We start from the raw sequence: 19085 nt of genomic DNA on the forward strand, positions 1-19085 counted from the left end.
ATTATCGGGAGGTTTGAAAATTTTGTTAATGGATATTTCATCCGTTTATTTTTTTACTACTTTAAAATTACTGTTTACACCTTCTCCCTTAATCTTAAGGATATAAACGCCGGAGGGCCAGCCTGTAAAATTAATTTTAATTTCATGGTTATCCGGGATATAATCCCTATTACTTATCAACTGACCGGCATAATCGAAAATTTGGGCATTTACGACATCCGGTCCATTACTGAGTAAAATGTTGATTTCCTCCTCAAAGGGGTTGGGGAATACCAAAGGCTTGTCCATAAGATACAATTGATCTTCATAAACGCCCTGACATGGCAGATTGGTGTGCACTTTTATTTGGTTGATGCCTTGTTTTAGGTCCAAGCTTATGCTCGAAGATTTGGTTTGCATAACAATACCATTTAATTCAATATGGTACATGTCGCCCCCTGCCAGGTTCAATATGGCCTGACTTCCAGTGTCCGTTAGCTTTGAAGTAACGGTGAATGGCGAAGGTTCTGTAATGATGGCTTCAAAACAATAGGGTTCGTACACCTTGCCATCTTCCATGCCAATAATACATATTTCATAAGTACCGGCTGCAAGGCCTTCCCTAAAAAAGAAATTGGTAAAATTACTGCTCTCATTTATACCATTGCCATTAAGGGTTAGGTCGTAATCCATATGAATCCCGGCCACGACACGGATAGAGCCATTATTTTGATTGCTACAGGATTCACTGTTGATTTCCACTTCAAAATTATCGGTAGGTAAAATATAAACAGGGCACCCGTTTAGGTCTACAGTTGCCCCCAAGGGGGTGTTAGGGCATAGGTCGTCCCCATCATCGAAAACGCCATCCTTGTCCTCATCCGCTCTAAAGACGCCTTCTACACAGATGTCCATGGAAAATGCGTTTAAAGTTCCTCCGTCCGAGGCCGCAATATCCTTGACTTCCAATATCCAGTCCCCATAGGTAGATTCCCCATTAAAAGCGGCCAAAGAACTTAAGGGCCTTACGGTACCCTGTATGGCCGGAGTTGTACCGCATATGAACCCTTCAGCACTATCATCAAATGTTGCCATTATATCCTGATTTCCGCCACAGGAATTGGAGACAAGAATTACCCGAGTGCCGGCAGGGGATATAAGGCTTACTTCCAAATCGGCAAGGAAGGTATGCGTCAGGTCCAAATTCACATTGATATCGGCCACAGGCAGATCGTTCATTAAAGTGATGGTAGATGTTATCGTAGGTGCCCCGGTCGTTGAAATGGTAATGGGCAAGTCCTTGGCGGATTCCAATTCGCAGTTCTGTTCTAGGGTGGTAAAGCTAAAGGCAGGGCCAAAGGTTCCTTCCCCACAGCTATTTTTGGGTCTAACACGCCAATAATAGGTAGTTTCCTCTTGTAGGTCGGGGCTTAAATAGGAGTTGAAAATAACAGTGGTGGTATCAATGATATTGGTGAAGGCCACGTCAGTGGCAATCTCGACATCATAGGAGGTATGGGAAATATTGGATTCCCATTCCAATTGTGGTGCAATACGCGTATTTGTAGCGCCATTGGCGGGCAATTGCAGCACAACATCCGTAAATGTAGTTTCCAGTATTTTAACATCGATGATCACTTCCTTGGTAACATTTGCCGTTGTGGCCACTATGTTTATGGGGTAGTTGCCGGGATTTACCAAATCCGTATCGGTAAAGCTAATGCTCACCGGGGTATCGTTTGCCATTGCAGTAGTAAGGGAGAAGTCAACGGACAATCCAGAGGGCATTCCGGTAGCGGAAAAGGTAGCCTCCTCTGAAAAGTCATTATAGGTCTGGTAGGTGAAGGGCACTACCAAATCAGTACCTTGGCAAACTTCGTGCTGCAATTGGTCGAAGCCCAACACTATATCGGAGGGTGTTATGGTAATATCGGAAGCATTTACCGCCAAAAAGATATTGTTGTGGGCACTGACCATTATACGGCCGGTAGGAGTGGCAAATCCTGGGATCAAGATATCCTGTTGTCCGTCATTGGGCACGCTGTCCGCTAATTGTATGGGAAATGAAGCGCCCCCGTTTGCCGAAAAATAAATGTCCACTTTTTGGGTGTTTACCGGGCCCTGATCTGTTTTTGCCACATCCCATACAACGGCTTGTCTCGTGCCCGCAACATATTGCTCATTGGCGGATTGGGAAGTTATTACAAACGGTCCCGCATTGTCTATAACCTTAACTTTGACCAGATCCGATGTAACTTGCCCTCCCCCAAGGGCATTGTCCCTTACGGTAAGGGCAAAATCCATTTCCCTTTCTACATCGGAAACGGTTTCCCAGGTGGTATTTACATTGGGATTGGTCTGGGTAAGATTGCCCGATACGATACTGCTTAACCTCGGAAAATATCTGGTTGGGGATACCGTTGGTTTTAAGGATCTAAAGTTGGCGCCACTCAGATTTGTTGGTCCAAAGGTATTATGGGTAACTACACCGTCATTTATCTGTTCCCAATTGTAGGTGAGGATATCAACTTCATCCACATCCGTGGCATTGCCCTTTAACCTAAAGGCGGTAGATTTTGGTATGGTAAAGTTACCTGTGGGCACTATTTCGGGTGGATTGTCCAACAAGGAAATTTCCTGGGCACAACCCGTTGTTTTTATATATTCCAATATCTGAAATATGCTGTAGTAATGAAAGTAGTCATCTCCGTTTAGGGCCACATTGTTGCTGCCGGAAATACCTGCATAGCCCATAATGGTCGTTCCGCTTCCCGGTTCGGCCTGGACCTGGGTGCCTTCGGACTCAAAGGACCAGGTGTGGGAGGCACCAAACTGATGCCCCATTTCATGGGCCACAAAATCCAGATCAAAAACATCTCCTTGCGGAACCAAAGCGGAAGAATAGCCACTTCCTTTTCTGGAGTCTATGCAGACCGAAGCAATGAAACCGGCATTTCCCCCATTTTCATCATTTTGGAACAAATGGCCTACATCGTAGTTTTCCGGGCCTATGACCGTCGTAAGGGTGTTCTGTACCTCGGAATTTAAATTGATGCCGTAGGGGTCCGTGTCCTTGTTGGTGTATATGACTTGATCTGTATTGGCTACAATTTCCAGGCGGATGCCCAGATCGGTTTCAAAGACTTCGTTTACCCTGGTTAAAGTCGCATTAATGGCGGCAAGGGCATCGGGTACCGTTCCGCCATGGAACTCGGTATACTCCCCGGTTGCCGAAATGGCCACCCTGAATTTTCTTAGTACTTGGCCATCCACCAACTTTAAGGCGGAGGGTCCTTTTTCCTTTTCGATCAGGGAAGTGGTACTACAAATGAAATTGCTGTTCATCATATAGGCATCCTTCCTATTGTACACTACATATTCATTGTCCGAACCCGATACTTTTTGCATATAGGTGGCATTTTTGTCTCCCCCGTATACGATCATGCTTTGTATGCCCTTTTGGGAAACACTAAATCTTACCCTGTCCTTGTTATTCTTTAATCCCCTGCCTACATACGACTTTATTTGGGGGTATTTCTTGGAAAGTTCCGGAGAAAGTACGGGGGCTTCCCGTACAACGAAAGGGACCAAGTCCCCGTTTTCATCTGGAAAGCTTATTGTTTTTGAAGACTTATGGATTTGGGCCGACTTTAGTTCATTGCTAAAAATATCTTTTTCCAAAGAAAAAACAAGGCCTTGGCCTATTGCTAATGCCGCTGTCTGCCTATTGATATTCTTGCCCCTTGACTCGGTTTTTTGCCAATATTTGGTTTGCCCAAATCCGCAATAGCAAAGAAAAAATATGGATATTGAAAAAACAAGACGTAATTTTACAACCATCAAGCAGGTTTTTGTACAAACTCAAAGATAAGTTTTTTTATTATTCGAATTTGTGATAACAGTTCAAAGCATTTCCAATTACGATAAAGCGCACCCTACTGCCATTACCATTGGCACTTTTGATGGGGTGCATATCGGTCACCGAAAAATATTGGAACGTCTCATAAACAATGCCAAAGTGCTGGAGTTGAAAGCTACGGTACTTACTTTTTTTCCCCATCCTAGAATGGTGCTTCAGAAAGATGTCTCTATAAAGCTTTTGAATACCATTGACGAGAAGATCAAGATTTTGGAGGAATTAGGGATCGATTATTTGATAATACATCCGTTTACCAAAGAATTTTCCCGCTTAACGGCAACACAGTTCGTTAGGGATATTTTGGTCAATGATCTAAAGACCAAGAAAATAATTATTGGTTACGATCATAGGTTTGGAAGGAACAGGAATGCCAACATAAATGATTTGATGGCATTTGGGAATGCCATGGATTTTGAGGTAGAGGAAATTTCGGCCCAAGAAGTGGACGACGTTTCCGTTAGTTCCACAAAAATCAGGAAGGCTTTGGAAGAGGGGGACGTTAAAACGGCCAATATGTATCTGGGATATAATTATATGCTAACAGGGAGCATTGTAAAAGGGAAGGGATTGGGCAGAAAGCTAAACTTCCCTACGGCCAATTTATCCATTCAAGAGGAGTATAAGCTAATACCTAAGAACGGGGTCTATGTGGTGAGCAGTGTATTGGAGGGCCATACGGTGTACGGAATGATGAATATTGGTTTTAACCCTACGGTGGAGGGCAAGATAAAAAGCATAGAAATTAATTTTTTCGATATTGATCTCGATCTTTACGGCAAAAAAATTCAGATCGATATAATAGATCGTATTAGGAATGAGAAAAAATTTAATTCCCTGGAAGGCCTACAGGCGCAATTGAAAAAAGACCGGGAGACTTCCCTTGCCATAATCTCCAAGTAAATGTGGGACCGGTTTCTTTTTAAGCAAATCGATAACAGTCCCCTCCTAATTTTCAGGATATTTTTTGGTATTTTGGTAAGTCTTGAATGCTTTGGGGCCATTGCCACGGGTTGGGTAAAAAGAAATCTGATAGACCCCGAGTTTACCTTTAATTTTATAGGGTTCGATTGGTTGCAGCCACTGCCAGGGATAGGGATGTACCTGTATTTTATTGTAATGGGCAGCTTGGGGATCTGTATTGCCCTGGGATATAGGTACCGATGGACCACAGCGGCCTTTACCCTGCTTTGGACCGCAGTTTACCTTATGCAAAAAACAGCCTACAACAATCATTATTACCTGCTGGTGTTGATTGCGCTGATAATGGCCTTTATGCCGGCGAACAGGGATTATTCGCTGGATGCCAAGAGAAACCCTTCCATAAGGACCAACCATATGTCCGCCTATTTAAAATGGATGGTAGTATTGCAATTGTTCATTGTCTATACCTATGCCGCCATGGCCAAGTTGTACGGCGATTGGTTGGATTTCAGCATTATAGAGATCCTCTTTAAAAATAGGAAATCCTATCCCCTTATCGGGGAGCTTCTTCAGGAGCCTATGATGCACAGGGTGGTAGGTGTTTCGGGCATCCTGTTCGATTTGCTCATTGTGCCGGCCCTTCTGTGGAAACCTACAAGAAAATGGGCTTTTTTGGCTTCCCTGTTCTTTCATTTATTTAATTCCATTGTTTTTCAAATAGGCATTTTTCCCTATTTGTCCTTGGCGTTTACGGTATTCTTCTTTGAGCCTGAAACCATCCGGAAATTGTTTTTTAAAAAAAAGGAACCTTACCTAGGGAATACCCTGCTCGTACCGCCCCAACGTGCCCTGGTTTTAGGAATTTTATCCCTTTATTTTTTCGTCCAACTGGCCCTGCCGATCCGTCATCATTTTATACAGGACGATGTGTTATGGACAGAGGAGGGGCATAGGTTGAGTTGGAGAATGATGTTGAGGAGCCGCAACGGAATTACTTCCTTTAGAATAGTAAACCACAGCAACGGAAACTCGTATCCGGTAAAATTGGACGATTATTTAACAAAGGGGCAGAAAAGTAAGGTGAAGTGCTATCCGGATTTTATATGGCAGTTTGCCCAACGCTTAAAACAGGAGTACGCTGAAAAGGGGGAGGATGTCTCCGTATTTGTATATTCCAGGCTAAGCGTAAACGGAAAACCGTACCAAGAGTTTATAGACCCCAAAATAGATCTGGGCAGCGTGTCCTGGAACTATTTTGGACATAATGCCTGGATCTTGCCTTCCCCTACCCACCCAATAAGGAATGCCCAATAGTTTTTTAAAACGGTTCGGCCCTATGGCAAAGTTGCAAGGGCATGCCCCAGGGATCCCGTAGCATTACCAAATGGCTTCCATCTTCCTTTGTTATTTCCTCTACGAAACCAGCACCCTTATCCATTAGCCTCCTCTTATCGGCATTGGCATCTTGGGAAACAAAGGCCATGTGAAAAGTAAGGGGATGCTTCGTTTTAAAATCGGTCATTTCTTCCTCTGGCCTATGGTAAAGTTCCAAAATTACCCGTCCGGACGAGTCTGCAAAGAAAGTCATGAAGGGCGCTTCCGTTTGTTCGCTTACTACCCTCAGCCCTATATGGTCAACATACCAATCCTTAATATCCTTGATGTTTTTTACGTTCAGGGCGATGTGTTCAAAAACCATATAATTTAATTTTGACAATTATATCTAACCCAAAATTATATCGAAAATCCGAAGATTAGGTTAAATTTGCACGATAAAAATTAAAAAAATGTTGCAGTTACAGGTAATCCGAGAGGATAAGGATCAAATTGTCGAGGCTTTAAAAAAACGTAATTTAGATGCCCTTCCACTTATTGAAAGCGTACTTCACTTGGATGAAAAACGACGGTCCCTGCAGACGCGCCTGGATAACACCCTTGCCGAATCCAATAGTATTTCCAAGGAAATAGGCCTTCTTTATAAAAGCGGGAAGGCGGCGGAAGCCAACGCTTTAAAGGAACGTACCGGAAGTTTAAAGGAGGAGTCCAAGGAATTGGGCGAGGCCCTGACCGCAACTGCGACCGAACTTCAAAATGTACTCTACCAAATTCCAAATGTTCCCCATGAATCGGTTCCTGCCGGTAGCACGGAGGAGGATAATGAAGAGGTATTCAGGGAAGGGGACATCCCTACCCTAAAAGAAGGTGCACTTCCCCATTGGGAACTGGCAAAGAAATATGATATTATAGATTTTGAACTTGGGGTAAAGATAGCTGGGGCCGGATTTCCGGTTTACAAGGGTAAGGGTGCCCGCTTGCAAAGAGCACTTATTTCCTACTTTTTGGATAAAAATGCGGCTGCCGGATACCATGAAATCCAAGTGCCCCATATGGTAAATGAGGCTTCAGGTTATGGTACGGGCCAGTTGCCCGATAAGGAAGGGCAGATGTACCACGTGGGCGAGGATGACCTTTATCTGATCCCTACGGCCGAGGTGCCGGTAACCAATATTTTTAGGGATGTTATTCTAAATGAGACCGATTTTCCCATTACCCATACGGCATATACACCTTGTTTTAGGAGGGAGGCCGGGAGTTACGGTGCCCATGTAAGGGGACTTAACCGCCTGCATCAATTTGACAAGGTAGAAATAGTGCGCGTGGAGCATCCCGCCAAATCGTACGAAGCTTTGGATGGTATGGTAGCACATGTGAAGAATATCCTTAGGGAACTAAAATTGCCTTATAGGATTTTGCGACTTTGTGGAGGGGATTTGGGTTTTACTTCTGCCCTTACCTATGATTTTGAGGTCTTCTCCACAGCCCAGGATCGCTGGTTGGAAATTAGTTCGGTTTCCAATTTTGAAACCTTCCAGGCCAATAGATTAAAACTGCGCTATAAGGACGAAAACGGCAAAAGTCAGTTGGCACACACCTTAAACGGCAGCTCCTTGGCCTTGCCACGGGTATTGGCCGGAATATTGGAAAATTATCAGACATGGGATGGTATCCAAATTCCCGAAGTCCTTATCCCTTATACCGGTTTTGATAAAATAAGCTAAGGCAGGACGACGGACCCGAAACATTAAAAATTGAGGAAAATCTAGTGGAATTTAATTTTGTCATGAACTGAGATAAAAGTTACGGCTTAAATCTAAGCTGAATTTAAAGTTTAGGATACACATAATCTTTATATCGGCCTAAAATCATTCGGCAATAATTGTCCGGGGATAAGCCATAGATACTCCATAGATACTCCATAGATAGTCCATAGTTAGGCCGTATATGGAATGGGCATGACCAAAATTGGGTCGCCAGCCCTAAAAATTCATTCTGGGGGCAAACTCAAATGCAGATATGCGAATTATACTTCCTGTTTGGATTAACTCGGTTATTTGCGTAAATATCCAAATACCCAGGAATTGTATTTGATCCATAGTAATGCATCGCCCCAGATAGTCATAGTTTTGTCCTGGGCCCTTAGCGTTGTGCTCCTTGGTAGTATCAGCAATATAGACAAAGTTTTATACGGTGAAGGAATAGAACAGTCCCCTGACTTAGGTTGTAAACCATATTTTATTAACATTAGCAGGAATTCTTTATTGGGGCCTTAACACCCACTTTGTACATTCTGTGTATCTTTGAAAAAAAATCTTTGAGACTACTTATTTTCATACTACTAATTTCTTGTTCCCAACTACTGGTTTCTCAGGAAGACTTTTTGGCGAAGCAGTATTTTGAGGATGGGGCGTTTGATAAGGCCGTAGTTTTCTATGAAAAATTGGTGGCCAAAAATCCGATGAGGACCGATTACAGTGAAGGCCTAGTGGCCTGCTACCAACAATTGGAACAGTATGGCAAGGCTGAAGAATTTTTGTTGAGGGCGGTGAAAGGGCAGCATGTGTACCCTACCATGTTTATTGAGCTGGGTTATAATTACACCTTACAGGACCAAGCGGAAAAGGCTGACGAATATTACAATTTGGCCCTCCAAAAAATAAACGAAAACCCTAATTTTGGCTATGGCCTTGGGTATAGGTTTCAAAAATATGCCTTGTTGGATTATGCCATAAAAGCGTATTCCATGGCAATGGAGCTAAATCCCCAATTGGATTATAATTTTCAAAAAGCTAGGATCTATGGGGAGCAAGGGAATATAGGGCAGATGTACGAATCCTACTTGAAATTAATAAGCGAAGGCAAGGCTTCCCAGGCAAATGTGCTTCGGAACATTAACGATTTTATTAGTTCGGAGGCCGAGAACCCAAATAACATTATTTTCAAAAAGGTGTTGCTCCAAAATGCACAAAAAAGCCCGGATATCCTATGGAACGAATTGCTGAGCTGGCTTTTTGTTCAACAAAAACAGTTTAAGAGCGCCTTCAGCCAGGAAAAGGCCATTTACAAAAGAGGAGGGGAGACCTCCTTGCAACGTTTGCAGGGATTGGGAAAATTGGCCATGGAAGAACAGGATATGGATACGGCAAAAGAAGTATTTGGCTATATAACCGAAAATAGTGCAGATGCCGAAGTGGCCCTGGATGCCCAGTTAAATCTTATTGAAATGGATTTGCTGGATACCGATGATAAGGTATTGGACAAGGTCCAAAAGAAGTTTGAGGCCCTAATGGGCGTTTATGGTTACGAAATGGAGACCTTACAGCTACAGATAGCCTATGCCAAATTTTTAACCTTCCATAAGAACACGCCCGAACCGGCTATTGGCATACTGCATCAATGTTTGGAGCTGCCCTTGAATAATTACGGCAAATCCTACATTAAAAGTACTTTGGGCGATATTCTGGTCTATGATCGGCAGTTTAATCAGGCTTTGATCTATTTTTCCCAGATCCAGAGAGATTTAAAAAATGATGTCCTTGGTCAGGATGCCCGTTTTAAGGTAGCGCAGACCAGTTTTTACAAAGGGGATTTTGATTGGGCATTAACACAATTAAAGATTCTTAGGGGATCAACCTCGCAATTGATAGCCAACGATGCCATGCAATTAAGCCTGTTGATCTCCGATAATTCCTTGGAAGATTCTACCCAAACGGCTTTAAAGAAGTATGCACGAGCCGATTTTTTGGCCTATCAGAATAAGAAGGGGGATGCGGTGGACCTGTTGGAGGAGATTCTGCAAAATCATAAAGGGGAAAAAATTGAGGACGAGGCACTTTTAAAACAGGCCCAAATTTTAATCGAATTAAAGGATTATGAAAAGGCGGAATTTAACTACCTTAAAATAGTGGAATTCTACGCCAACGATATTTTGGCCGATGATGCCAATTTTGCCTTGGCGGAACTATACCGCAATATCCTGGATCAACCTGAAAAGGCCAAGGCCTATTACGAAAAAATTATCTATAACTACCAGGACAGTTACTTTTTTCCATTGGCAAGAAGAAATTTTAGGATGTTGCGGGGAGACAGTATTAATTAAGGTCCTATACCTTGATCCGTGGATAATGCATTGAACTCAAGACGAGTTCATTATAAATATTCCCTTTTGGGAACGTAAAGACGAAGCATGTATATTTACAATGTTACCATAAATATTGAAGAATCGATCCAGGTACAGTGGTTGTCCTGGATGAAGGAAGTGCATATCCCCGAGATGTTGAAAACTGGAAAGTTTACCAAGGCCCTGATGTCCCAAGTTTTGGTGGAGGAACAGATGGGAGGAATTACCTATTCTATTCAATATACCACCGATTCCAAAGAAACCCTTCAAAAATATTATGACGAAGATGCAGAAAGACTGCGCAAAAAAGTGATGGAACGCTTTGAGGGCAAGTTTGTTGCCTTTAGGACAGAGTTGGCGATCATTAGCGAACATTAATTATTTAGGCTGTACCATGAACAAAAAGGGGAAAAAGGCCTTCCAATCCAAGAAGGAAAAGTTCAACAGGCCTTGGAAGGAGGAAAGTCCGGTGAAGGCAAAAAAACATTTGGGGCAGCATTTTTTGAAAGATGAGGCCGTTGCCCAAAAAATTGGGGAAACGCTGAGGTTGGATGGGTATCACAATGTTTTGGAAATTGGGCCGGGTACCGGAGTACTCACCAAATATTTATTGGAAAAGGATATCGATTTGGTAGTGATGGATCTGGATGAGGAATCCATTATCTACCTTAACCATAGTTTCCCTTTGGAATACCATAGTTTAATGCAGCGCAAGGGAGGGTTCAAGGTGCTGGAGGCCGATTTTTTAAAGTATGATCTATGGGCCCTTTTCGGAGAGGAACAATTTGCCATTACCGGGAATTTCCCCTATAATATTTCTACCCAGATTGTTTTTAAGATGTTGGAATTTAAGGATCAGATCCCGGAATTTACCGGCATGTTCCAAAAAGAGGTGGCCGAAAGGATTTGTGAAAGGGAAGGGAGCAAGGCCTATGGGATACTTTCCGTTTTGGTACAGGCATTTTACGATGCGGAATATTTATTTACAGTTTCGCCCCAAGTTTTTGATCCGCCCCCTAAAGTGCAGTCCGGAGTATTGCGACTTACCAGAAAGGAAAATTTTCAACTGGGGGTGGATGAAAAACTGTTCAGGCAGGTGGTCAAGGCTGCGTTCAACCAACGCAGAAAAACCCTTCGTAACAGTTTAAAAACATTCAATCTTTCCGAAGTTTTCAAAGAAGATGCTATATTTGGCCTGCGTCCGGAGCAATTGGGGGTTGCGGACTTTATTACGTTGACACAGAAGATAGCAGATGATACCATTTAAACTCACCGAAGAATATTTGGCCGAAATAGAAAGGCTAATAGACGACCGGCAGGACGCACAATTGTCCGTGCTATTGGCCGAGGTGCATTATGCGGATGTGGCGGAGATCATCAACGAAATGGACGAGGACCATGCCACCTATTTAATTAAACTTCTGGACAGCGAAAAGACATCGGAAACCCTTACGGAGCTGGATGTAGATGTTAGGGAGGCGATTCTTGCCAATCTTTCCGCAAAGGAAATTGCCGGGGAATTGGACGAGCTGGACACCGATGATGCCGCGGATATCATAGGGGAACTGCCCAAAGAAATGGTACAGGAGGTCATTTCCGAATTGGAAGATAGGGAACATGCCAAGCATATTGTGGACCTGTTGCGCTATGATGAAAATTCGGCGGGGGGACTTATGGCCAAGGAGCTGGTAAAGGTAAATGAGAATTGGAACGTGCTTACCTGTGTAAAGGAAATGCGGGCCCAGGCAGAAAATGTAACCAGGGTACATTCCATATATGTGGTGGATGATGAAGGGAAACTTAAGGGGCGACTTTCCTTAAAGGATTTGCTGACTACCTCTACCAAGACCCATATCAGTGAAGTATATATTCCCAAGGTAGATGCCGTTAACGTTAATGAAAAACCGGAGGAAGTTGCCAAAATCATGTCCAAATACGATTTGGAGGCCATTCCCGTGGTAGATGAAATTGGACGGCTTGTAGGCCGGATAACCATAGACGATATTGTGGATGTTATCCGTGAGGAAGCAGAAAAGGATTATCAATTGGCGGCCGGTATTTCCCAGGATGTGGAGGCAGATGATAGTATATGGGATCTGACCCGGGCAAGACTGCCCTGGTTGTTTCTGGGCCTTTTGGGAGGTGTAGGGGCGGCGGCCATCATGGGTGGCTTCGAGACCCTGATGAGCGATTATGGAGTGCTGTTCTTCTTTACTCCGCTAATAGCGGCAATGGCCGGCAACGTTGGGGTGCAGTCCAGCGCTATAATGGTACAGGGGTTGGCCAATGACGATCTTAAAGGGAGTATTAGCGGCAGGCTTGTAAAGGAAATGCTGTTGGCCCTGCTCAATGGGACCGTTTTGGCATCCATACTGTTATTTTTCACCTGGCTTTGGAAAGGCAGTTTTCTTACCTCCTTGGCCATTTCCATCTCCTTGATCACCGTAACCGTGGTGGCAGGAATCATAGGGACCTTTATACCGCTGTTTCTCCATAAAAGGGGCATAGATCCGGCCATAGCTACGGGGCCGTTCATTACTACCAGCAATGATATATTTGGCATTTTGATCTATTTTTCCATCGCCAAGGTTATTTTGGGCATTTAGTGCCCAATAAACGTTTAAATTACCCGTAGGTTTAGGCTTGACTGGATACTGGGGCACTCCGCCTTCTTCGGCGGCGGCGGGCTTTCCGCGCTACATGGTAGCCAGCTGCAATCCCTAGTGCAAGTACATCTTCAAATTTATATGCAAACCTGAAAATAGTCCGGTTTCTTGTTTCCAATAGCTCGGCGGTCTTGTATCTTTGCCGTTTAATATTTAGTTTATGAAAGTACTCCATTTAGATGTAAACCATCCATTGATCATTGAGCAATTCAATGCCCTGGGGTTTCAAAATGATGAAGATTATTGGTCCTCCAAGGAGGAAATTGAAAAGAAAATAGCAGATTATGATGGTGTTATCATCAGAAGCAGGTTCACTTTGGATAAGGCCTTTTTGGATAAGGCCGTCAACCTTAAATTTATAGGGCGCCTAGGTGCCGGTCTGGAAAATATAGATACCGATCATGCCAAGCAACTGGGAATCTTTTTGGCTGCCGCTCCCGAAGGGAATAGGAATGCTGTAGGGGAACACGCCCTAGGAATGATCCTATCCCTTTTCAATAAATTGAACAAGGCGGACAAAGAGGTGAAAAATGGAAAATGGGACAGGGAAGGAAATCGGGGAATAGAGTTGGATGGCAAAACAGTGGGCATCATCGGGTATGGAAATATGGGCAGGGCCTTTGCCAAAAAGTTAAAGGGCTTTGATGTGGAAGTAATATGCTATGACATTGTTGGTGGTGTAGGGGATGGGAATGCCAGACAGGTGGGGATATTGGAATTTAAACAAAGGGCCGAAGTAATCAGCCTTCACCTGCCCCAGACTCCAGCTACCATAAATATGATCAATGCCGATTTCCTAAAGGATTTCAAAAATCCCCTTTGGCTCGTCAATACCGCAAGGGGGAAATGTGTGGTTACGGAAGACCTTGTTTCCGCTCTAAAGGAAGGCAAGGTGCTCGGAGCCGGTTTGGACGTTCTTGAATACGAGAAAAAATCTTTTGAGGATATGTTTAGCGGTTCAGAATTGCCAGAAGCCTTTACCTATTTGATCAATGCCGATAATGTGCTCCTTAGTCCGCACGTGGCGGGATGGACAGTGGAGAGCAAAGTAAAATTGGCACAGACGGTGGTAGATAAGATCAAGGAAAAATTCTGTTAGGCTACATAGCCTTCAAACTTGGATTCCGTTCCTACGGATACTGTTGTTAACACTTGGAAGCAGGCGTATCCGAAAATAGGGAATCACGAAAAAAGGGATACAGGATTGGGCGGAAATGCAATGTACAGTTACGGTAAATTTGGTTGTATTTTGGATACTGATGGCAATTGGTTGGAAATGTAATAACCTCATGACAAAGCGTTTCTTTGATTAGAAAAAAATTATTACATTTAGAACTGTTATTAATCAACTAAAACACAACCATGTCAGAAGAAAATAAAGATTTGGGAGATAAGGCCGAAGAGGCTGCAAAAGGCGCCAAAGAGTCTGCCCAGGAGTTTGTAAACGAAACCAAGGAATCGGCAAAGGAGTTTGCGGACGACACCAAGGAAGCTGCCAAGGATTTTGGACAGGAAGCCAAGAAAACCGCCAACGAGTTTAAGGAAGGCTTGGCAAGTGCAGGAGGGGATAACAAGAAAATTCTAGTTGGGGTCCTCGCTATACTTTTTGGCCAATTGGGCGTGCATAAGTTTATATTGGGCTATCAAAAGGAAGGGATAATCATGTTGGTAGCAACCGTAATTGGATACGCAACCATGTGTTTTATAATTGGTAGTTTTATTGTTATGGCCACAGCAATTGTTGGTCTTATAGAAGGGATCATATATCTGACCAAAAGCGATGAGGAATTCTACAATACCTATCAGGTAGGGAAAAAACCTTGGTTCTAAGAATAATATAAAGTCGGGCTATATTGGTCCGACTTTCTTTTGCCCCAATCAATCGTAATATTACGATTGATTGGGGCAATAATTCAAGGGTTTTGAATAGTGGTCCTGCCATAAAAGAACATTTATGGAGATTCGGAAAATGATAAATAGCGATTGGCCAGCGGTGGCCCAAATTTATCAGCAAGGTATGGATACCGGTTATGCGACCTTCGAGACAATGGTCCCGACTTTTGAAACATGGGATGCCGCTCATCTAAAGGTAGGCAGATTGGTGGCCGCCAAAGGGGAAACAATTTTGGGCTGGGCCGCACTTTCTCCGGTATCAGGCAGATGTGTTTACGGGGGTGTGGCGGAGGTAAGTGTTTATATAGGGCAGAACCATAGGGGTCAAGGTGCGGGAAAAATGCTTATTCGGCAATTGATTGTTGACAGTGAAGAAGCAGGTTTATGGACCCTGCAATCGGGAATATTCCCCGAGAATAAGGGGAGCGTGGAATTGCATCTCAAAATGGGATTCCGTTTTATAGGTAAAAGGGAGCGCATAGGCAAACGGGATAATGTCTGGAAAGATAATCTGCTCTTTGAAAGGAGAAGTGTTGTTATTGGTATCGATTAGTCCAATACGGCCGCTTTAACGATTGCCTGGTCTAATATCCTATACAGGATTTCCTTCATCTTGTTGCCCCTCGGCCAATTTTCGTTCCAGCTCGGCCTGAAACTCTTCCATAACAGGCTTTACCGTGCTTTCCGGTAAGTCGGCTATTTTAATGTACATGAGACCATCCACAGAGTTATTGAACAAGGGGTCTACATTAAAGGCCACTACCTTGGCGTTTTGTTTAATGTATTTTTTTATAAGTACCGGCAGTCTTAAACTTCCCGGCTCCACTTCTTCGATAAGCTTGTCAAATTTGTTAAGATCCGCCTCGGTTTCATCAAATATAAAGTCCTTGTCCGCATCGTTAAGTTTTACCTTAAATTCCTTTTTGGGCCTAATGTATTGCGCCACATACGGATCCCAATAATTACTTTTCATAAATTCTATCATCAAGGATTTGGAAAAGTTGGAAAACTGATTACTGATGCTTACCCCTCCAATTAAAAATTTGTGGTCGGGGAATCGCAGGGTGGTATGTACAATGCCCTTCCATAAAAGAAATAACGGCATTGGTTTTTGTTGGTATTCCTTAATGATGTAGGCCCTGCCCATTTCTATGGATTGGGACATCATTGCGTACAGTTCCGGTTCAAACCTAAACAGGTCCTGTAGGTAAAACCCATCTATTCCGTGTTCTTCAAATATTTCAGACCCCATGCCCATGCGGTAGGCCCCTACAATAACCTTCTCCTCATCGTCCCAAAGGAATAGATGTCGGTAATAAGTATCAAACTTGTCCAGATCAATGGCATTATTGGTACCTTCGCCTATGGCCCTAAAGGTAACTTCGCGCTGTCTGCCTATTTCCTTTAGAATAAAGGGCATGTCCGCGGCCTTGGCCAGAAAGACCTCATAATTTTTGCTTTGCAATAGCCTACAGTCTTTTTCCCTTAGGCGTTCAATCTCTTCCTGAATAACCTCTTTGCGTATGGCTGCAGCTATTTTTCTTGGTGACTTCGGGATTTTTAGGCTGGTCGGAATCTGGTCCAACAGTCTTTCCTTCTCATAGGCATTGGACAGCATATAGGTCTTGCGCCTTAAAAGGTCGGCAAATTCAGCAAGGTTTTCCTGTTCGTTCTGTGTTTGCACGGAAATAGGTTGCCCAATCCGTACCTTGATGATCCTGTTCTTTTGCGAGGTAACCTCGGAAGGTAGTTTGGCGGTACGGAATACATCGCTTATCTTGGATAGGCGGTAAAACAATCTGCTGTTCTTGGCATGAAAGTAAATAGGGACCACAGGTACCTCCGCCCGTCGTATGAGTTTTAGGGCAGCCTCCTCCCAGGGCCTGTCCACAATTAATTTCCCATCCCTGTAGGTAGACACTTCCCCTGCCGGAAAAATGCCCAAGGGATGGCCTTCCTGTAAATGCTTCATGGCACTCTTAAACCCAGATATACTACTCTTGGCGTCCTTGTGGGTCTCAAAGGGATTTACCGGAAGTATATATGGGGACATGGGTGCTATCCTGTTCAACAGAAAGTTGGCGATGATCTTAAAATCGGATCTATGGCTTAATAGTAATTTTAATAGTAGTACGCCGTCTATCCCGCCTAATGGATGATTGCTAATGGTGATATAGCAACCTTGTTTGGGCAAGCGTTTAAAATCTTCCTCCGGAATTTCGAATTTTATTTCATAATGGTCCAAAATGGCATCCAAAAAGTCCTGTCCTTCCAAATGCTTGTGTTCGTCGTAAAATTGGTTGATGCTGGAAATTTTTGTTATTTTCATAAGCACCCATCCAATAAACGTTCCCAGAAAGCCGTATTTATCCAAGTGAATAGCTATAGCTACTTCCTTTGCGGTTACTAAACCCATGCCTTAATGTAATTTGGTAACCGCTAAGATAGGAAAATCGCTACAGCTATCCTTATATATACTTTCCAATAAATAAAATCACCCCTCTATTGCACCACCAACTGCACCGTCTCCTTACCCCGTTGTTCAAGCAGGATTTCCTTGCCTTTTTGTAGACTTGTCAAGGCTTCCGTATCAAAATGCCTAATGGTGTACAGGGAAACGCCCTCCTGGTGCACTACCTTGAACCTACTTTTTAATAGGTTTAAAAGCTCCTGCAATTTGCCAAATTTATTATCAACGCAAACCGAAAAACTTATGGCGGAATTTTGGATGAGATCTACTTTCATCTGATGATCGTGCAATAATTTAAAGAGTTCGCTGATACTATCTTCAACAATGAAAGAAAAATCCAGGGAGGAAAGTTTCATAAGTACAAGGTTCTTTTTTACGATAAAACAGGGAACCTTAGGTTCTATTCCAATGCCCTTGCCCACTGTTGTCCCCTTGTCCTTAGGGTTTATGAACGATTTAACATGCAGGGGTATTTCCTTTCTCTGTAAGGGTTGCAAGGTTTTGGGGTGGATAACGGAAGCTCCATAAAACGCAAGTTCAATAGCTTCCCTATAGGAGATGTTGTTCAATAGTTCCGTTTTTTCAAAATACCTGGGATCCGCGTTCAGAACCCCAGGGACATCTTTCCATATGGTCACTTCTTCGGCATTTAGGCAATAGGCCAAAATGGCTGCGGTATAGTCGGAACCCTCCCGGCCCAAAGTAGTGGTAAAGTTGTTGTCGTCACTTCCCAAAAAGCCTTGGGTAATATTTAACTTGTGTTTGTCCACTTTTTCAGTAATGTTCTTCTGTGTCTTTTCCCAATTTACAATGGCATCGCGATAGTCATCGTTGGTTTTGATCAAGGTACGCACGTCCAACCACTGGTTGGCTATTCCAATTTCATTAAAATAGGCACTGAGAATGGTGGTCGATACCAATTCCCCATAACCTACTACTTGATCATATACAAATCCGTATTTGGGGGATTTGTTCCAGACCAAAAAGCCCTGCACTTCATCAAAAAGTGTTTTTACCTGCTCAAAGACCGGATGCTTGTCGTTGGGAAACAAGTCGCGCAAAATCTGGTCATGATATTGAACAACTTCGTGTACGGTAGACGGCAATAACGACTTATCCTTAAAATAGGCATTTACCACATCTTCCATGGCATTGGTCGTTTTTCCCATAGCGGATACTACCAGAAGGGTATTTTCATGACCAACTTCCTTTAAAACCTTAACCACGTTTTTTACACTGCTTGCATCTTTCACCGATGCTCCTCCAAATTTAAAAACCCTCATAACTTATTTAAAAATGTTTTAATTCCTTTTTCGTCCAAATGAACAACATTCCAATCCCGTAAAACTTTGGCACCCTTACTTTCGTAAAATGAAATGGCAGGATCGTTCCATTCCAGTACCTCCCAGCTAATGCGCTTAACCCCGAGTTGATATCCGTGTTCCACTACTTTTGTCAATAAGGCCGCACCCAGACCGCTACCTCTCATGGCCTCTGTCACGATCAGATCTTCCAAGTGTATAATAGGCCCCTTCCAAGTAGAGTACCTATTGTACAAGAGTGCTAGCCCTACCACACTCCCATTGGTCACGGCCACATAGCAATGGAATAATTTATTGGTACCAAAACCATCCCGTATTAAATCCGCTACCGTAACCTCCACCGCATTTTCCTCCTTTTCGAAAACGGCCAGCTCTTTGATCAATTGATGTACCTGGGCCATGTCCTTGGCTTCGGCGTCTCGAATACTGTACTCCATAATTGTTACAAATAAAACAC

At 43.4% G+C, this 19085-nt stretch carries 15 protein-coding genes; 10 read left to right on the forward strand and 5 right to left on the reverse strand.

What is annotated here, in order from left to right:
* Positions 1–45: 45 nt before the first annotated feature.
* Complete coding sequence (locus D0S24_RS01925; RefSeq protein ID WP_117018166.1) at positions 46–3819, reverse strand: reprolysin-like metallopeptidase; 3774 nt, start codon at positions 3817–3819, stop codon at positions 46–48.
* Positions 3820–3871: 52 nt separating this feature from the next.
* Here D0S24_RS01925 and D0S24_RS01930 point away from each other — a divergent pair, with 52 nt between their 5' ends.
* Both D0S24_RS01930 and D0S24_RS01935 read left to right on the forward strand, forming a co-directional pair.
* Positions 3872–4798 carry a bifunctional riboflavin kinase/FAD synthetase gene (locus D0S24_RS01930; protein ID WP_117018167.1) on the forward strand — a complete coding sequence of 309 codons (927 nt, stop codon included), beginning with the start codon at positions 3872–3874 and terminating at the stop codon, positions 4796–4798.
* Positions 4799–6133, forward strand: a complete 1335-nt coding sequence (locus tag D0S24_RS01935; RefSeq protein WP_117018168.1) for an HTTM domain-containing protein — start codon at positions 4799–4801, stop codon at positions 6131–6133.
* Between the two features lie 4 nt (positions 6134–6137).
* On the opposite strand, the gene D0S24_RS01940 is transcribed toward D0S24_RS01935, so the two are convergent.
* Positions 6138–6518, reverse strand: a complete 381-nt coding sequence (locus D0S24_RS01940; RefSeq protein WP_117018169.1) for a VOC family protein — start codon at positions 6516–6518, stop codon at positions 6138–6140.
* Positions 6519–6606: 88 nt separating this feature from the next.
* Between D0S24_RS01940 and serS the strand changes: the two genes are divergently transcribed.
* The 8 genes from serS (at position 6607) to D0S24_RS01980 (ending at position 15389) form a co-directional block, all read left to right on the forward strand.
* On the forward strand, positions 6607–7878 hold the full coding sequence (serS, locus tag D0S24_RS01945) for a serine--tRNA ligase (protein WP_117018170.1): 1272 nt from the start codon (positions 6607–6609) through the stop codon (positions 7876–7878).
* Positions 7879–8471: 593 nt separating this feature from the next.
* A complete protein-coding gene (locus D0S24_RS01950) occupies positions 8472–10256 on the forward strand; it encodes a tetratricopeptide repeat protein (RefSeq protein ID WP_117018171.1) in 1785 nt (594 codons plus the stop codon).
* A gap of 87 nt (positions 10257–10343) precedes the next feature.
* Positions 10344–10655 (forward strand): DUF4286 family protein, encoded by a 312-nt coding sequence (locus tag D0S24_RS01955; protein WP_117018172.1) that lies wholly within the window; start codon positions 10344–10346, stop codon positions 10653–10655.
* 16 nt (positions 10656–10671) lie between these two features.
* Positions 10672–11544 (forward strand): 16S rRNA (adenine(1518)-N(6)/adenine(1519)-N(6))-dimethyltransferase RsmA, encoded by an 873-nt coding sequence (gene rsmA / locus D0S24_RS01960; RefSeq protein ID WP_117018173.1) that lies wholly within the window; start codon positions 10672–10674, stop codon positions 11542–11544.
* Entirely contained in the window at positions 11531–12883 is a 1353-nt protein-coding gene (mgtE, locus tag D0S24_RS01965) for a magnesium transporter (RefSeq protein WP_117018174.1), read from the forward strand. Before rsmA ends, mgtE begins: the two co-directional genes overlap by 14 nt.
* 220 nt (positions 12884–13103) lie before the next feature.
* On the forward strand, positions 13104–14042 hold the full coding sequence (locus D0S24_RS01970; protein ID WP_117018175.1) for a 2-hydroxyacid dehydrogenase: 939 nt from the start codon (positions 13104–13106) through the stop codon (positions 14040–14042).
* 263 nt (positions 14043–14305) lie between these two features.
* Positions 14306–14773, forward strand: coding sequence for a TM2 domain-containing protein (locus D0S24_RS01975; RefSeq protein WP_117018176.1), 468 nt, complete (start codon positions 14306–14308; stop codon positions 14771–14773).
* A 124-nt stretch (positions 14774–14897) separates the two neighbouring features.
* Positions 14898–15389, forward strand: a complete 492-nt coding sequence (locus D0S24_RS01980; protein WP_117018177.1) for a GNAT family N-acetyltransferase — start codon at positions 14898–14900, stop codon at positions 15387–15389.
* A gap of 39 nt (positions 15390–15428) precedes the next feature.
* Here the strand turns inward: D0S24_RS01980 and D0S24_RS01985 are convergent, their stop codons facing one another.
* The 3 genes from D0S24_RS01985 to D0S24_RS01995 form a co-directional block, all read right to left on the reverse strand.
* Positions 15429–17252, reverse strand: coding sequence for a lysophospholipid acyltransferase family protein (locus tag D0S24_RS01985; RefSeq protein WP_117018178.1), 1824 nt, complete (start codon positions 17250–17252; stop codon positions 15429–15431).
* 86 nt (positions 17253–17338) lie between these two features.
* Positions 17339–18589, reverse strand: coding sequence for an aspartate kinase (locus tag D0S24_RS01990; RefSeq protein WP_117018179.1), 1251 nt, complete (start codon positions 18587–18589; stop codon positions 17339–17341).
* Positions 18586–19065 (reverse strand): GNAT family N-acetyltransferase, encoded by a 480-nt coding sequence (locus D0S24_RS01995; RefSeq protein ID WP_117018180.1) that lies wholly within the window; start codon positions 19063–19065, stop codon positions 18586–18588. Before D0S24_RS01995 ends, D0S24_RS01990 begins: the two co-directional genes overlap by 4 nt.
* Positions 19066–19085 lie beyond the last annotated feature (20 nt).

The organism is Arenibacter sp. P308M17 (assembly GCF_003426735.1).
Classification (GTDB): domain Bacteria; phylum Bacteroidota; class Bacteroidia; order Flavobacteriales; family Flavobacteriaceae; genus Arenibacter.

Bases quoted from the DNA above. Each gene is read 5' to 3' on its own strand.
- D0S24_RS01925 (WP_117018166.1), bottom strand. From the start codon at position 3,819: ATGGTTGTAAAATTACGTCTTGTTTTTTCAATATCCATATTTTTTCTT.
- D0S24_RS01935 (WP_117018168.1), top strand. From the start codon at position 4,799: ATGTGGGACCGGTTTCTTTTTAAGCAAATCGATAACAGTCCCCTCCTA.
- D0S24_RS01940 (WP_117018169.1), bottom strand. From the start codon at position 6,518: ATGGTTTTTGAACACATCGCCCTGAACGTAAAAAACATCAAGGATATT.
- serS (WP_117018170.1), top strand. From the start codon at position 6,607: ATGTTGCAGTTACAGGTAATCCGAGAGGATAAGGATCAAATTGTCGAG.
- D0S24_RS01955 (WP_117018172.1), top strand. From the start codon at position 10,344: ATGTATATTTACAATGTTACCATAAATATTGAAGAATCGATCCAGGTA.
- rsmA (WP_117018173.1), top strand. From the start codon at position 10,672: ATGAACAAAAAGGGGAAAAAGGCCTTCCAATCCAAGAAGGAAAAGTTC.
- mgtE (WP_117018174.1), top strand. From the start codon at position 11,531: ATGATACCATTTAAACTCACCGAAGAATATTTGGCCGAAATAGAAAGG.
- D0S24_RS01970 (WP_117018175.1), top strand. From the start codon at position 13,104: ATGAAAGTACTCCATTTAGATGTAAACCATCCATTGATCATTGAGCAA.
- D0S24_RS01975 (WP_117018176.1), top strand. From the start codon at position 14,306: ATGTCAGAAGAAAATAAAGATTTGGGAGATAAGGCCGAAGAGGCTGCA.
- D0S24_RS01980 (WP_117018177.1), top strand. From the start codon at position 14,898: ATGGAGATTCGGAAAATGATAAATAGCGATTGGCCAGCGGTGGCCCAA.
- D0S24_RS01985 (WP_117018178.1), bottom strand. From the start codon at position 17,252: ATGGGTTTAGTAACCGCAAAGGAAGTAGCTATAGCTATTCACTTGGAT.
- D0S24_RS01990 (WP_117018179.1), bottom strand. From the start codon at position 18,589: ATGAGGGTTTTTAAATTTGGAGGAGCATCGGTGAAAGATGCAAGCAGT.
- D0S24_RS01995 (WP_117018180.1), bottom strand. From the start codon at position 19,065: ATGGAGTACAGTATTCGAGACGCCGAAGCCAAGGACATGGCCCAGGTA.